At 73.9% G+C, this 13599-nt stretch carries 13 protein-coding genes and 1 riboswitch; of the genes, 6 read left to right on the top strand and 7 right to left on the bottom strand.

All coding sequences use genetic code 11. From position 1 onward, the window contains the following. Window positions 1-11: 11 nt before the first annotated feature. Complete coding sequence (locus ACWDRR_RS03180) at window positions 12-1946, bottom strand: anthranilate synthase family protein (protein WP_449770438.1); 1935 nt, start codon at window positions 1944-1946, stop codon at window positions 12-14. Between the two features lie 298 nt (window positions 1947-2244). Here ACWDRR_RS03180 and ACWDRR_RS03175 point away from each other — a divergent pair, with 298 nt between their 5' ends. Together ACWDRR_RS03175 and ACWDRR_RS03170 are read left to right on the top strand one after the other, a co-directional pair. Further along, a complete protein-coding gene (locus ACWDRR_RS03175; RefSeq protein ID WP_387880266.1) occupies window positions 2245-3582 on the top strand; it encodes a class II 3-deoxy-7-phosphoheptulonate synthase in 1338 nt (445 codons plus the stop codon). A gap of 192 nt (window positions 3583-3774) precedes the next feature. After that, window positions 3775-4062, top strand: coding sequence for a (2Fe-2S)-binding protein (locus tag ACWDRR_RS03170; RefSeq protein WP_449770437.1), 288 nt, complete (start codon window positions 3775-3777; stop codon window positions 4060-4062). A 16-nt stretch (window positions 4063-4078) separates the two neighbouring features. Here the strand turns inward: ACWDRR_RS03170 and bfr are convergent, their stop codons facing one another. Then, entirely contained in the window at window positions 4079-4558 is a 480-nt protein-coding gene (gene bfr, locus ACWDRR_RS03165; RefSeq protein WP_449770436.1) for a bacterioferritin, read from the bottom strand. A 218-nt stretch (window positions 4559-4776) separates the two neighbouring features. Between bfr and ACWDRR_RS03160 the strand changes: the two genes are divergently transcribed. Then, window positions 4777-5406 carry a sulfite oxidase-like oxidoreductase gene (locus tag ACWDRR_RS03160; protein WP_449770435.1) on the top strand — a complete coding sequence of 210 codons (630 nt, stop codon included), beginning with the start codon at window positions 4777-4779 and terminating at the stop codon, window positions 5404-5406. A 30-nt stretch (window positions 5407-5436) separates the two neighbouring features. On the opposite strand, the gene ACWDRR_RS03155 is transcribed toward ACWDRR_RS03160, so the two are convergent. The 5 genes from ACWDRR_RS03155 to thiO form a co-directional block, all read right to left on the bottom strand. Beyond that, complete coding sequence (locus ACWDRR_RS03155; RefSeq protein WP_449770434.1) at window positions 5437-6807, bottom strand: FAD-binding oxidoreductase; 1371 nt, start codon at window positions 6805-6807, stop codon at window positions 5437-5439. 141 nt (window positions 6808-6948) lie between these two features. Continuing rightward, window positions 6949-8718 (bottom strand): Stk1 family PASTA domain-containing Ser/Thr kinase, encoded by a 1770-nt coding sequence (gene pknB, locus ACWDRR_RS03150; protein ID WP_449770433.1) that lies wholly within the window; start codon window positions 8716-8718, stop codon window positions 6949-6951. A gap of 127 nt (window positions 8719-8845) precedes the next feature. Continuing rightward, entirely contained in the window at window positions 8846-9643 is a 798-nt protein-coding gene (locus ACWDRR_RS03145) for a thiazole synthase (RefSeq protein WP_449770432.1), read from the bottom strand. A 2-nt stretch (window positions 9644-9645) separates the two neighbouring features. Then, on the bottom strand, window positions 9646-9855 hold the full coding sequence (gene thiS / locus ACWDRR_RS03140) for a sulfur carrier protein ThiS (RefSeq protein ID WP_449770431.1): 210 nt from the start codon (window positions 9853-9855) through the stop codon (window positions 9646-9648). Continuing rightward, window positions 9852-11012, bottom strand: a complete 1161-nt coding sequence (gene thiO / locus ACWDRR_RS03135) for a glycine oxidase ThiO (RefSeq protein ID WP_449770430.1) — start codon at window positions 11010-11012, stop codon at window positions 9852-9854. Before thiO ends, thiS begins: the two co-directional genes overlap by 4 nt. Window positions 11013-11015: 3 nt before the next feature. Beyond that, window positions 11016-11128, bottom strand: a riboswitch (TPP riboswitch). A 121-nt stretch (window positions 11129-11249) separates the two neighbouring features. On the opposite strand from thiO, the gene ACWDRR_RS03130 reads away from it, so the two are divergent. The 3 genes from ACWDRR_RS03130 to thiE are packed head-to-tail and all read left to right on the top strand — an operon-like array spanning window position 11250 to window position 13544. Next, window positions 11250-12476 (top strand): NAD(P)/FAD-dependent oxidoreductase, encoded by a 1227-nt coding sequence (locus tag ACWDRR_RS03130; RefSeq protein WP_449770429.1) that lies wholly within the window; start codon window positions 11250-11252, stop codon window positions 12474-12476. Window positions 12477-12528: 52 nt separating this feature from the next. Continuing rightward, entirely contained in the window at window positions 12529-12894 is a 366-nt protein-coding gene (locus ACWDRR_RS03125) for an Rv2175c family DNA-binding protein (RefSeq protein WP_449770428.1), read from the top strand. After that, a complete protein-coding gene (gene thiE / locus ACWDRR_RS03120; protein ID WP_449770427.1) occupies window positions 12894-13544 on the top strand; it encodes a thiamine phosphate synthase in 651 nt (216 codons plus the stop codon). Before ACWDRR_RS03125 ends, thiE begins: the two co-directional genes overlap by 1 nt. Window positions 13545-13599: the final 55 nt, after the last annotated feature.

Genomic DNA, 13599 nt, shown 5'->3' with positions numbered 1-13599 from the left:
CGCCCCGGGCGTCAGCCGCGGACGGCGGCGGCCGCCCGCAGCAGCCCGGCGACGATGCCGACCCCGTCCCGGGTGAGCACCGACTCCGGGTGGAACTGGAGGCCGGCGAAGCCGGGGCCGCGCAGCGCGTGGACGTCGCCGGTCAGGGCGTCCCGGGAGACCTCGACGCCCTCGGCGGCCAGCCGGGCCGCGTCCTCGTCCGAGCAGCGCGCGGTGAAGGTGTTGTAGAAGCCCACCGTGTGCCGGGTGCCGAAGAGGTCGACCGTCTCCTGCGCGCCCTGGTACGGCACGGACTTGCGGGCCAGCGGCAGGCCGAGGACGTCCGCGAGCAGCTGGTGGCTCAGGCAGACGGCGAGCAGCGGCGCGGTGCGGGCGCCGGAGCGGACGGCGGCCAGCGCGTCGGCGACGATCGGGCGCAGCACGGCCATCTTGGGGTCGTCGGCGGCGGCCGGGTCCCCCGGGCCGGGGCCGAGGACCAGCGGGCCGGGGTGGGCGGCGACCCGCTCGCGCAGGCCGGGCTCGTCGAAGCGGGCCACGGTGACCCGGTGGCCGAGCGAGGTCAGCAGGTGGGCGAGCATCGAGGTGAAGGTGTCCTCGCCGTCCACCACCAGGGTCGGCGCGGCCTCGGTGACCGGGGCCGGCTCCTGCATCCGCAGCCAGAACGGGGCGAGGTCGGCGCGCCGGGCGTCCAGCGCGGCCTGGACCCGGTGGTCGTCGGCGAGTCGCGGTCCGGACGGGTTCGGCACCCGGGCGGGGGCCGGGCGGGCGCCGATCGCGGTGAGCACCCCGGCGGCCTTGGCATGGGTCTCGGCGACCTCGGAGTCCGGGTCGGAGTGGCGGACGAGGGTCGCGCCGACCCGGACGACCAGGCGGCCGGTGGCCGGGTCGATGTCGGCGGCGCGGATGCAGATCGGGGAGTCCAGCTGCTGGCCGCCGCTGGCCGAGCGGCCGATCAGGGCGAGGGCGCCGGCGTAGTAGCCGCGCCCGCCGCGCTCGTACCGGCTGATCACCCGGGTGGCGTTCTGGACCGGGCTGCCGGTGACGGTGGCGGCGAACATGGTCTCCTTCAGCACCTCGCGGACGTCCAGCGAGGTGCGGCCGCGCAGCTCGTACTCGGTGTGCGCGAGGTGGGACATCTCCTTGAGCCGGGGGCCCAGCACCTGGCCGCCGAGGTCGCCGACGGTGCACATCATCTTGAGCTCCTCGTCGACCACCATGGTGAGCTCCTCCAGCTCCTTGGGGTCGCGCAGGAAGGCGAGCAGCGAGTCGATGTCGGAGCCGCCGGCCGGATAGCGGTAGGTGCCGGAGATCGGGTTCATCACGACGGTGCCGCCGCTCTGCCGGACGTGCACCTCCGGGGAGGCGCCGACCAGGACGCGCTCGCCGGTGTACACCACGAAGGTCCAGTAGGCGCCGCGCTCCTGTTCGAGCAGCCGGCGGAAGAGCGTGAGGGCGAGCGCGGGGGAGTAGCCCTCCAGGGTGGCGGTGAAGTCGCGCCGGATCACGAAGTTGGCGCCCTCGCCGCGCCCGATCTCGTCCGCGATCACCCGGCGGACGATGCCGGCGTACTCCTGGTCGTCGATGTCGAACGCGCCGCCGGTCAGCGTGACCGGCTCCTGCGGGAGCGCCCGGGTCAGCTCGGCCAGCGGGAGGGCGTACTGCTCGGTCACCGAGAGCGCCTGCAGCGGGGTGGCGTCGTCCACCGCCTCGAAACCGCGCTCACGGATCTGCCGGTACGGGACGAGCGCGAGCAGGTCGTGCACCGGGCCGTCGGCCGGGACGCCCGTGCGGACCGGCAGGTCGGCCAGCCGCTCGTAGGTGTCGACGTCGCCCAGCAGCACCTCGACGGTGTCCGGGGCGAGCCGGGGGGCGCGGCGGTGCAGCAGGGCGAAGGCCGGGGCGTCGGGGCCGGTGAGGCGGGCGAGCAGGTCGGCAGCGGTGGTCACGGTGGCGGCTTCCTTCCGGGGAGGGCGGGGTGTTTCGGGGTTCCGCTCCCGGGAGGGCCGTCCGCGCAAACGCCGACGGCCGCCCCGAGGGGCGGCCGTCGTGTTCGTTTCAGGAACGCGCGTTCTGTGGGCCACCCGAGGGGTCGGCCCACCACCAGGAGCAGGTGTGCGGCGTGTTCATGGGTCGAGAGTAGCGGATGAGGAGGCGGCGTGAGGCGACTCACATGATTGTCCACCATGTGTCTCACCCAGCGAGCGGCGGTCACAATTCGGTTGTCCCACCCCGTAGCCTTGCCGTGTGACCGTGACGAATCCCCACCCCTGGCAGTCCCTGCCCGCGGCGCAGCAGCCTGAATGGCCGGACCACGAGGCTCTGCGCAAGACCCTTGCGGAGCTCGCCTCCTATCCGCCGCTCGTCTTCGCCGGCGAGTGCGACCAGCTGCGCGCCCGGCTCGGTGCCGTGGCGCGTGGTGAGGCGTTCCTCCTGCAGGGCGGTGACTGCGCCGAGGCCTTCGACGGTGTCTCGGCCGAGCACATCCGGAACAAGCTGAAGACCCTGCTGCAGATGGCGGCCGTGCTGACGTACGCCGCCTCCGTCCCCGTGGTGAAGGTCGGCCGGATCGCCGGCCAGTACTCCAAGCCGCGCTCCAAGTCGACCGAGACCCGCGACGGCGTGACGCTGCCGGTCTACCGGGGCGACTCGGTGAACGGCTTCGACTTCACCCCCGAGTCCCGGAACCCGGACCCGGAGCGCCTGAAGCGGATGTACAACGCCTCCGCCGCGACGCTCAACCTGGTCCGCGCCTTCACCACCGGTGGGTACGCCGACCTGCGCCAGGTGCACGCCTGGAACCAGGACTTCGTGCGCAACTCGCCGGCCGGCCAGCGCTACGAGCAGCTCGCCCGCGAGATCGACAACGCGCTGGCGTTCATGAACGCCTGCGGCGTGGCGCCGGAGGAGTTCAAGACCGTCGAGTTCTACTCCTCGCACGAGGCCCTGATCCTCGACTACGAGACCGCGCTGACCCGCGTGGACTCGCGGACCGGCGAGCTGTACGACGTCTCCGGCCACATGGTCTGGATCGGTGAGCGCACCCGCCAGCTGGACCACGCGCACATCGAGTTCGCGTCCAAGATCCGCAACCCGATCGGGGTGAAGCTCGGCCCGACCACCTCGGTCGACGAGGCGCTCACCCTGATCGAGAAGCTGGACCCGGAGCGCGAGCCCGGCCGGCTCACCTTCATCACCCGGATGGGCGCGGGCAAGATCCGCGAGCACCTGCCCACCCTGGTGGAGAAGGTCACCGCCTCGGGCGCCCAGCCGGTCTGGATCTGCGACCCGATGCACGGCAACACCTTCGAGGCCTCCAGCGGCCACAAGACCCGCCGCTTCGACGACGTGCTCGACGAGGTCAAGGGCTTCTTCGAGGTGCACCGCGGCCTCGGCACCCACCCGGGCGGCATCCACGTGGAGCTGACCGGCGACGACGTCACCGAGTGCGTCGGCGGTGGCGACGAGGTGCTGGTCGACGACCTGCACCAGCGCTACGAGACGGCCTGCGACCCGCGGCTCAACCGCAGCCAGTCGCTGGACCTGGCCTTCCTGGTGGCCGAGATGTACCGCGGCGGCAACTGAGCCGTCGCCCCCCGGCAGGCCCCGCGGCCGGCCCCGATGTGACGAAAGCCCCTCCGGATTCGGGATTCCCGAGCCCGGAGGGGCTTTTTCCTGCCCGGATCGCCGGGTAAGGTGAGGCTTAGTGAACTAAGGCATGCCTTAGTCGAGATCGATTCGAGCCAGTCGCCTCGCACCACCCCGGGAGAGCCCGCGATGTACGTGTGCATGTGTCATGCGGTCACCGAGGCCCAGGTGAAGAAGGAGATCGACGCGGGTGCCAACACCCCGCGCCAGATCGCGCGGGGCTGCAAGGCCGGCACCGACTGCGGCTCCTGCGTCCGCCGGATACAGGCACTGCTCGGCGAGCACGGCGCGCGGCCCTGCCCGACCGCCCGGCTGGCGGCCAAGCTGGGGCTCGCCGAGGCGGAGGCGGAGGCCGAGCCGCAGGACGGGGCCCAGGCCCCGGCCGCCCTGCCGTCCCGGACGCTGCGCGCGGCCTGAGGGCACGGCCGGGGGGTCAGGACTCCGGCTGCTCGATCAGCTGGGCGAGGTAGAGCGCCTCCCCGAGCTTCTCCAGCAGTTCGAGCTGGGTGTCGAGGTAGTCGATGTGGTGCTCCTCGTCGGCCAGGATGTCCTCGAAGATGTTCGCCGAGGTGACGTCGTTCTTGGCCCGCATCACCACGATCCCGCGCTTCAGCCGGTCGATCGCCTCGACCTCGACCTGCCGGTCCGCCTCGAACATCTCCTTGACGGTCTGGCCGATCCGGACGTGGAAGAGCCGCTGGTAATTGGGCAGCCCGTCCAGGAAGAGGATCCGGTCGGTGAGCACCTCGGCGTGCTTCATCTCGTCGAAGGACTCGTGCCGGGTGTACTTGGCGAGCTTCGTCCAGCCGAAGTTCTCCTGCATCTTCGCGTGCAGGAAGTACTGGTTGATGGCGGTCAGCTCGGCGGTGAGCTGCTCGTTGAGGAATTCGATGACCTCTGCGTCGCCCTTCATGGCGGTGCCTTCCTGCTTCGCGTCCGGGAATCACGGCCGTACCCTCCGGCTGCACGCATCCTGGCACCGGCCCGGGGCGAAATTCCAGTAAGTTCACACTCACTAGGACATGTGTCGGAATATCCGATTTGGCCGCTCAATCGGCCGTCCGGGCGGGGCGCACGACGCCCGAAAGGGGCGCGCGTCGGGCGTCGTCCGCCGTCTGTCACCATGGAGCCATGGGTCAGTCCGAACAAGAACCACTTCCGCCGTCTGACCCGAGACTCCCTCCGGGGCAGCGCACGCAACGCGGCTGGCCCGCCCTGCACTACGGCCCCGTGCCCCGCTTCAAGCCGCTGACCTGGGACTTCCAGGTGTTCGGTGCCACCGCCTCGGCGGAGAAGCACCGCTGGGACTTCGCCGGCTTCAACGCCCTGCCCCGGACGACCGTCCGTGCCGACTTCCACTGCGTGACCAAGTTCTCGATCCTCGGCAGCGAGTGGACGGGCGTGTCGGCCTCCGTCGTGCTGGAGCAGGTGCCCCCGGCGCCCGGTGTCACCCATGTGATGGTCTGGGCCGAGTACGGCTACAGCGCCAACCTGCGGCTGGCCGACTTCGCCGACCCCGCGACGCTCTTCGCCACCCACCGCAACGGCGAGCCGCTCACCGCCGAGCACGGCTTCCCCGTCCGGCTGGTCGTCCCGCACCTCTACGCCTGGAAGGGGCCCAAGTGGGTGCGGGCGGTCGAGTACATGCGGGCCGACCGGCGCGGCTTCTGGGAGGAGCGCGGCTACCACAACCTGGCCGACCCCTGGCGCGAGCAGCGCTACTCCTACCAGGAGGAGCCGGGCGACGGCCCGCTGCGGTAGCCGGGGGCCGGCCGGGGGCAGGGCGCGCCGTCAGGGCCGGATGTTCTGGTTCAGGTGGAACAGGTTGTCCGGGTCGTACCGCCGTTTCAGCTCCGCCAGCCGGGTGTAGTTGCCCCGGTAGTTGGCCTCGATCCGGTGCTGGTCGTCGTGGTCCATGAAGCCGACGTAGCCGCCCTCGTCCGAGTGCGGGGCGAGCGCGTCGTAGTAGTCGCGCACGAAGGCGGTGTTCGCCGCGTCGTCGGCCGGGTCCGGCCAGGCCGCCAGGAGCACGGTGGCGAAGGTCGCCTCCCGGTGCGCGAAGGCCGTCGCGTCGGCGGGCACCCGGTGGCAGGCACCGTTGATCGGGTAGATGTGCACCGCCGAGTGGACCGTCGGCACCAGCGGGCCGTGCTCGGCGTGCACGGCGATCGCGCCGTCCGTCAGCTCGCTCGCGAAGACGCCCTTCCAGTACTGCTGGAGGCCGGGCGGCACCAGCGGGTCGAAGGCCGCGGCGAACGCCGGGTACGGCACCGTGCCGACCCCCTCGGCGAACACGGGCGCGGCGTCCCGCAACGGCGCCAGCACCTCCTCGGCCTGCTCCGGCGGCCCGGACCAGCACGGGATCAGCAGGATGAACGGGTCGCCGACCCGGTCCTCCGGGACGAACGGCAGGGGCGGCGCGAGGTGGAAGCCGGGGAAGAGGCCCAGTTGCTCGGGCGCCACCTGGACGTACTCGCGGTAGAACCGCAGCACCTCGGCCGCGTGCTCCAGCTCGTAGACGAACGGCCCGGCGACCACGTCCTTGACCGGGCTCAGCCGGTACTCGAAGGACGTCACCACGCCGAAGTTGCCGCCGCCGCCGCGCAGCGCCCAGAAGAGGTCCGGCTCCTCCTCCCCGCTCACCGTCCGGAACCGGCCGTCGGCGGTGACCACGTCGGCCGAGATCAGGTTGTCGCTGCTGAGCCCCAGCCCCCGGGCGAGGTGGCCGAAACCGCCGTTGAGGGTCAGCCCGGCGATGCCGGTGGTGGAGATGATCCCGCCGGTCACCCCGAGCCCGAAGGCGTACCCGGCGTCGTTGAGGTCGCCCCAGAGGACGCCGCCCTCGCAGCGGGCCGTCCGGCGCACCGGGTCGATCCGGACGCCGCGCTGTCCGGAGAAGTCGATCACCAGGCCGTCGTCGCAGGTGCCGAAGCCGGGCGCGCTGTGGGCACCGCCGCGCACCGCCAGTTCCAGCGCGTTCTCCCGGGCGAAGTCGACGGCGGCCATCACGTCCCCGGCGTTGGCCACCCGGACGACCGCGGCCGGCCGGCGGTCCACCATGCCGTTGTAGACCCGGCGGGCCTGCTCGTAGCCCTCGTCCGCGGGGGTGATCACCGCGCCCCGCACGCGCTCCCTCAAGCCGTCGACGGCTGGTCCGCCCATGACGACCACATCCTCGGGTACCGGCCGCCGCGCAGCCCCGTCCGGAGATCCCGGCGCCGCAGCCCTCCTGGCCGTGGCAGGCGGGGCCGGGCAGGCCTGGTTCCACGCTACGCCGGGTGACCCCAAGGCTGGGCAAAATCCTTAGAGGAACGGGAAGTTGACCGTCACCACGGAGCGTTGCGGGCGGCGCTCGCCCGGGGCGGGCGACTGGCTGGACACCTTGCCGGTGCCGAACAGGTTGACGCCGCTGCTCTGCATGGCGAACCCGGCCGCCTGCAGCGCCTTCGCGGCGTCGTCCTTCGACATCCCGGTGACGTCCGGGACGGGCACCATGCCCTTGCTGACCACCAGCGACACCGGAGTGTTCTCCGGCACCTGCTGCCCGGCCACCGGCGAGCTGCTGATCACCGAGCCCTCCGGCACGGTGTCGTTGTACGTCTCGGTGACGCCGCCGCGCGCCAGCTGGGCCCCGGTCAGGGCGGCGGCGGCCTGCTCGGCGGGCCGGCCGGCCAGCTCGGGCACGGCGATCCGCTTCGGACCCCGGGAGACGGTGACGCCGACCGCGTCGCTCTTGCGGGCCCGGGCACCGACCCCGGGGTCGGTGGAGATCACCTGCCCGGCCGGCACGCTCTCGCTGTACACCTCGCTGAACCGCCCGTGCATGCCCGCGCCGTCCAGGATCCGCTGCGCCTCGGCGCGGTCCTTGCCGATCACGCCGGGCACCGTCGTGTACAGCGCGCCGGAGAGCGCGAACGTGGTGCCGCCGACCAGCAGCACCAGGGCGGCCAGCACGGAGGTCCAGATCAGCGGCTTGCGCGGGAGGCGGCGCCACACCCCCGGGCGGCGCCGGGTGCGCTCCGGCGGCGGCTCGTCGTACGGGCGCGGTTCGGTGAGCAGCTGCTCCATCACCTCCGGCGGGACGTCCAGCACGCTGGTGCGCTCGACCGGCGGCGCCACCACGGCCGGCCGGATCACCGAGGTCGGCTCGTTGGTCGGGTACTGCGGGCTGGGCCGGGTGGAGGCGGGCGGCTCGGCGTCCAGCTGGGCCGGGGTGAGCGCGCGGCGGGCCCGCTGGAGGGCGGCCAGCAGCTCGACCGCGTCGTACGGGCGGGCCCGCGGGTCGCGGGCGCAGGCCCCGGCCACTATCGCGTCCAGCTCGGGGACGACGCTCGGCACGGTCAGCGACGGCGCCGGGACGTCCTCGTGCAGGTGGCGGTACATGACCTGGACGGGGTTCTCGCCGGTGTGCGGGCGGTGGCCGGTGAGCATCTCGTACAGCAGGATGCCGGCCGCGTAGACGTCCACCCGCTGGTCGGTCCCGGCGCCGGGGCGGATCTGCTCGGGGGCCAGGTAGGAGACGGTGCCGAGGACGGTGCCGGTGGTCGCGGTGCCGGAGCCGGCCGCGCCGTCGCCGGCGTTCAGCACCCGGACCAGGCCGAAGTCGGCGACCTTGACCAGGCCGCCGTCGGTGATCAGCACGTTCTCGGGTTTGACGTCGCGGTGGACCAGGCCGGCCCGGTGGGCGGCGCCGAGTGCGGCGAGCACCGGCTCCAGGACGTCCAGGGCGGCCCGGATGGACAGGGCGCCGCGGTCCCGGAGCAGGTCGCGCAGCGTCCGGCCGGGCACGTACTCCATCGCGAGGAACACATGGGCGCCGTCCGCGCCCTGGTCGAAGACGTTGACCACGTTGGGGTGCGCGAGCCGGGCCACCGCCTTGGCCTCGCGGATGAACCGGCCGGTGAAGTCCTCGTCGCCGGCGAGCGAGGGGTGCATCACCTTGACCGCCACGACCCGGTCCAGCCGGGTGTCGGTGCCCCGGTAGACGGTGGACATCCCGCCGGTCGCGATGCGCTGCTCGACCCGGTACCGGCCGTCGAGCAGGGTACCGATCAGAGGGTCGTGCAATGCCATGTCCACCCGGTGATTCTAGGGGCGCGGGCCGGCGCCGGCCCCGGGAGACACCGCTCCCGGGGCGGTCTGTGCCCGGCTTGTGACACGCCCCGGGGCCGGCCCCGCGGGTGGGGTCCGAGGGCGGGCGCTAGAACGCCGGGCGCTCGCGGGTGTCCAGGTCGGCCCGGCCGGCCATCGCCGAGGAGGCCTCGGCGTGGAAGCGGCGCGGGATCCGGCCGGCCCGGTGGGCGAGCCGGCCGGCCTCGACGGCGTGCCGCATCGCGTCGGCCATCAGCACCGGCTCCTGGGCGCGGGTCACCGCCGAGGCGAGCATCACCGCGGCGCAGCCCAGCTCCATCGCCAGGGCCACGTCCGAGGCGGTGCCGGCACCGGCGTCCAGGATCACCGGGACGTTCGCGCTCTCCACGATCAGCTGGAAGTTGTGCGGGTTGCGGATGCCCAGGCCGGAGCCGATCGGCGAGCCCAGCGGCATGATCGCCGCACAGCCGACGTCCTCCAGCTTCCGGGCCAGCACCGGGTCGTCGTTGGTGTAGGGCAGGACGGTGAAGCCGTCGTCGACCAGCGTCTCGGCCGCGTCCAGGAGCTCGATCGGGTCGGGCAGCAGGGTCCGCTCGTCGGCGATGACCTCCAGCTTCACCCAGTCGGTGCCGAGCGCCTCGCGGGCCAGCCGGGCCGTCAGCACGGCCTCGCCGGCGGTGAAGCAGCCGGCCGTGTTGGGCAGCACGCGGATGCCGTTGCGGGTCAGCACGTCCAGGACGGAGCCCTGGGTGGTGGCGTCGACCCGGCGCATCGCCACGGTGGTCAGCTCGGTGCCGGAGACCCGCAGCGCCTGCTCCAGGACGTCCAGGCTGGGGGCGCCGCCGGTGCCCATGATCAGGCGCGAGCCGAAGGCCGTCCCGGCGATGGTGAACACGTCGTCAGCCATGGTCAGCCTCCCTGGACGGCGGTGAGGATCTCGACCCGGTCGCCGGCGGCCAGTCGCGTCTGCGGCCACGAACCGCGCGGCACCACGGCCTCGTTGAGCGCGGCGGCGACGCCGGAGTTGGCCCGGCTGAGGGTGGTCACCACCTCGGCCAGGGTGGTGGTGGCGGGCACCCGGCGGGGCTCGCCGTTGACGGTGAGTTCGATCTCGCTCATGCGGGGACCTTCGTGGTGAAGCGGGTGGGGGAGAACGGCGCGGCGAGTTCGGGCGTCGTGCCGGTGGCCAGGTACTCGGCGACCAGGTCGGCCGTCACCGGGGTGAGCAGCACGCCGTTGCGGTAGTGGCCGGTGGCGGCGACCAGGCCGGGCAGGGCGGTGGGCCCGAGCAGCGGCGCGTTGTCCGGCGAGCCCGGGCGCAGCCCGGCGGAGGTCTCCACCAGCGGCAGCTCGGTGATGCCGGGGACCAGCTCGTGGGCGTCGCGCAGCAGCTCGTACACCCCGCCGGCGGTGACGGTGGTGTCGTAGCCCTGCTCCTCGCTGGTCGCGCCGATCACCAGCTCGCCGTTCTCGCGCGGCACCAGGTAGAGGTGCTGACCGCGGACCACCGCGCGGACGTTGCGGGAGAGGAACGGGCGGTAGGCCGGCGGGATGTGCAGCCGCAGGATCTGGCCCTTCACCGGACGGATCGCCGGCAGCACGCCCTCGGGCAGGCCGGGCAGCAGATGGCTGCGGGAGCCGGCGGCGAGCACGATCCGGTCGGCGGTCAGCGTCTCGGCGGTGCCCAGCCGGACGCCGACGGCCCGGCCGTCCTCGACCAGCAGCTCGGTGGCCTCGGTGCGGTGCAGCCCCACGTTCGCCCGCTCGCAGGCGAGGACCAGGGCCCGGGCCAGCCGGCGGCCGTCCACCTGGTGGTCGTCGGTGACGTGCAGGCCGCCGCGCACGCCCGGGGCGAGCATCGGTTCCAGCCGGCGGGCCTCCCGGCCGGTCAGCCACTGCGAGTCGAGGCCGAGCCGCCGGTGGAAGGCGTGCAGTTCGCGCAGTTCCTCGCGGTCGTCGGAGTCGAGGGCGACGGCGACGGTGCCGCACCGGCGGTAGCCGGTGTCCTGGCCGTCGGAGGCCTCGGTGAGCTCGGCGGCGAAGGCCGCGTACCGCTCGTTGGAGGCCATCCCGAGGCGCAGCAACGGCTCCTCGCCGTACTGGAGTTCGGTGACGGGGGCGAGCATGCCGGCCGCCACCCGGGCGGCGCCGCCGCCGGGGTCGGGGTCGACCACCACGATGTTCCGCACCCCGCGCAGGGCCGCCCGCCAGGCGACGGCGAGGCCGATGATGCCGCCGCCGACGACCAGGACGTCGGCATGGGCGCCTGCTGCCAAGCGTGTCAAAGTCGCTGCTCTCCCTTCGCCGGTATGACCCGGATCAGGTTCGGACGGTCGCAGGCCGTGTCAGCCCGCCTCTCAGCCCGGTCCGCCGGGCTCCCGTGATGGTGCCCCCACCATAACTCCGGGGGTTGTCGCCGCCGAAGGCGCGTACGAGGGGTGGACGGCGGGGTGGCCGGCGGGTCCGGCGGACGGGCCGACCGTCCTCCGGTGCTCCCGGCGGGCGCCAGTACAGTGACGGGCGTGGCAGAGCTGAGCGGGACGGATCAGGTGGTCGTGGTCGGGGCCGGGCTGGCCGGGGCGCACTGCGCCGCGGGCCTGCGGCAGGGCGGCTGGCGGGGGCGGATCGTCCTGGTCGGCGAGGAGCCGCACCGGCCGTACGACCGGCCGCCGCTCTCCAAGGAGGTGCTGCTCGGCAAGGCCGACGCCACCCCGCTCGACCTCGACCTCGCGCAGCTGGGCGTCGAACTGCTCACCGGCCGCCGCGCGACCGGCCTCACCCCCGGCGTGCTGCACACCGACGGCGGCGACCTGCCGTACGACGCCCTGGTGCTCGCCACCGGCGCCACTCCGCGCGCCCTGCCCGGTGCCGAGCGCGCCCTGCCCGGTGCCGAGCGCGCCCACCTGCTGCACACCCTGGACGACGCGCTGGCGCTGCGCGCCCTGCTCCGCCCCGGCCTGCGCCTGGTGCTGGTCGGCGCGGGCTGGATCGGCGCCGAGGTGGCCACCGCCGCCCGGGCGGCCGGCTGCGAGGTCACCGTCGTCGAGGCGGGCCCGGCGCCCGTCCCCGGCGCGCTGCCGGCCGCGGTCGGCCACGCGATGGCGGCCTGGTACGCCGAGGCCGGTGTGGAGCTGCGCTGCGGCGTCGGGGTCGCGGCGGTCGAGCCCGGCGCGGTGCTGCTGGCGGACGGCTCGCACCTGCCCGCCGACGAGGTCGTGGTCGGCATCGGCGCCCGCCCGGCCACCGACTGGCTGGCCGGCTCCGGTGTCGGGCTGGACGCCGCCGGCGCCGTCCTGGTGGACGAGCGGCTGCGCACCACCCTGCCCGGCGTCTACGCGGCCGGCGACTGCGTGAGCTACCCGTCGGCGCGGGCCGGCGCCCGGCTGACCGTCCAGCACTGGGACCACGCGCTGCAGTCCGGCGGGGCGGCGGCCGCCGCCGTGCTCGGCGCGGACCTCTCGTACGACCCGGTGCCGTACTTCTGGTCGGAGCAGTTCGGCCGGATGGTGCAGTACGCCGGGCGGCACGGCGAGGGCGACGAGCTGGTCTGGCGCGGCTCGCCGCAGGACCCGTCCTGGGCGGTGCTCTGGCTGCGCGACGGCGCGTTGCGCGCCCTGCTGACGGTGGACCGCCCGCGCGATCTCACCCAGGGCCGCCGGCTGGTCGAGCGCGGCGCGGTGCTCGATCCGGGGCGGGCGGCGGACCCGGCGGTGGCGCTGAAGTCGGCCGTCGCGGAGTAGCCCGGGCGGCCGATTGGTGCGCGGCGGGCCGTGGAGGTGGCAGTCTGGTGACGTGAGTGAGATCGAAAGCAAGATTGAAGCCCTGGTCACCGAGTGGATGTACCTGCCCGACATCTCGGAGCAGTGGGGGGTCCGGGTCACCGAGGTGCGCGACCTGGTCAAGAACGGCGGGCTGATCGCCGTCCGGCGGGGCCCGAACAAGTCGCTCCAGGTGCCGGCCGCGTTCATCGACGGCCCGGGCCTGGTCAAGCACCTGTCCGGCACCCTGACGGTGCTGCGCGACTGCGGGTACAACGACGCGGAGATCCTGGAGTGGCTCTTCACCGAGGACCCGTCGCTGCCCGGCAGCCCGATCCAGGCGCTGCAGGAGAACCGTGGCACCGAGGTGAAGCGCCGCGCCCAGGCGATGCTGATCTGATGGCGGCGGACACACCGCGCCGGCGGCTCGCCGACGCCCGGCTCTACCTGTGCACCGACGCCCGCCGCGAGCAGGGCGACCTCGCGCAGTTCCTGGACGCGGCGCTGGCCGGCGGGGTGGACATCGTCCAGCTCCGCGACAAGGGCCTGGAGGCCAAGCAGGAGCTGGCGGCCCTGGAGGTCTTCGCCGACGCCTGCCGCCGCCACGGGAAGCTGCTCGCCGTCAACGACCGCGCCGACGTCGCGCACGCGGCCCGGCCCGACGTGCTGCACCTCGGGCAGGACGACCTGCCGGTGCCCGCCGCCCGGGCGATCCTCGGCGAGGACGTGCTGATCGGCCGCTCCTGCCACGCCGAGTCCGAGGTGGACGCGGCGCTCGCCGAGCCCGGCGTGGACTACTTCTGCACCGGCCCGGTCTGGCCCACCCCGACCAAGCCGGGCCGCCACGCGCCCGGCCTCGGCCTGGTCGCGTACGCGGCGGAGCGGACCACCGACCGGCCGTGGTTCGCCATCGGCGGCATCGACCTGGGCAACCTGGACGAGGTGCTGGCGGCCGGCGCGAGCCGGGTCGTGGTGGTGCGCGCCATCACCGCCGCGGACGACCCGCAGGCGGCCGCCGCCGCGTTCGCCCGTCGGCTGCGGGCGGTCTGACCCGGACGGCTGCCGCCGTCCCGGCACGTCCCGGGCAGCGCGTTGCCGGGCAGCG

This window comes from Kitasatospora sp. NPDC003701, assembly GCF_053587085.1.
This window is presented reverse-complemented; position numbering and strand designations above follow the sequence as displayed.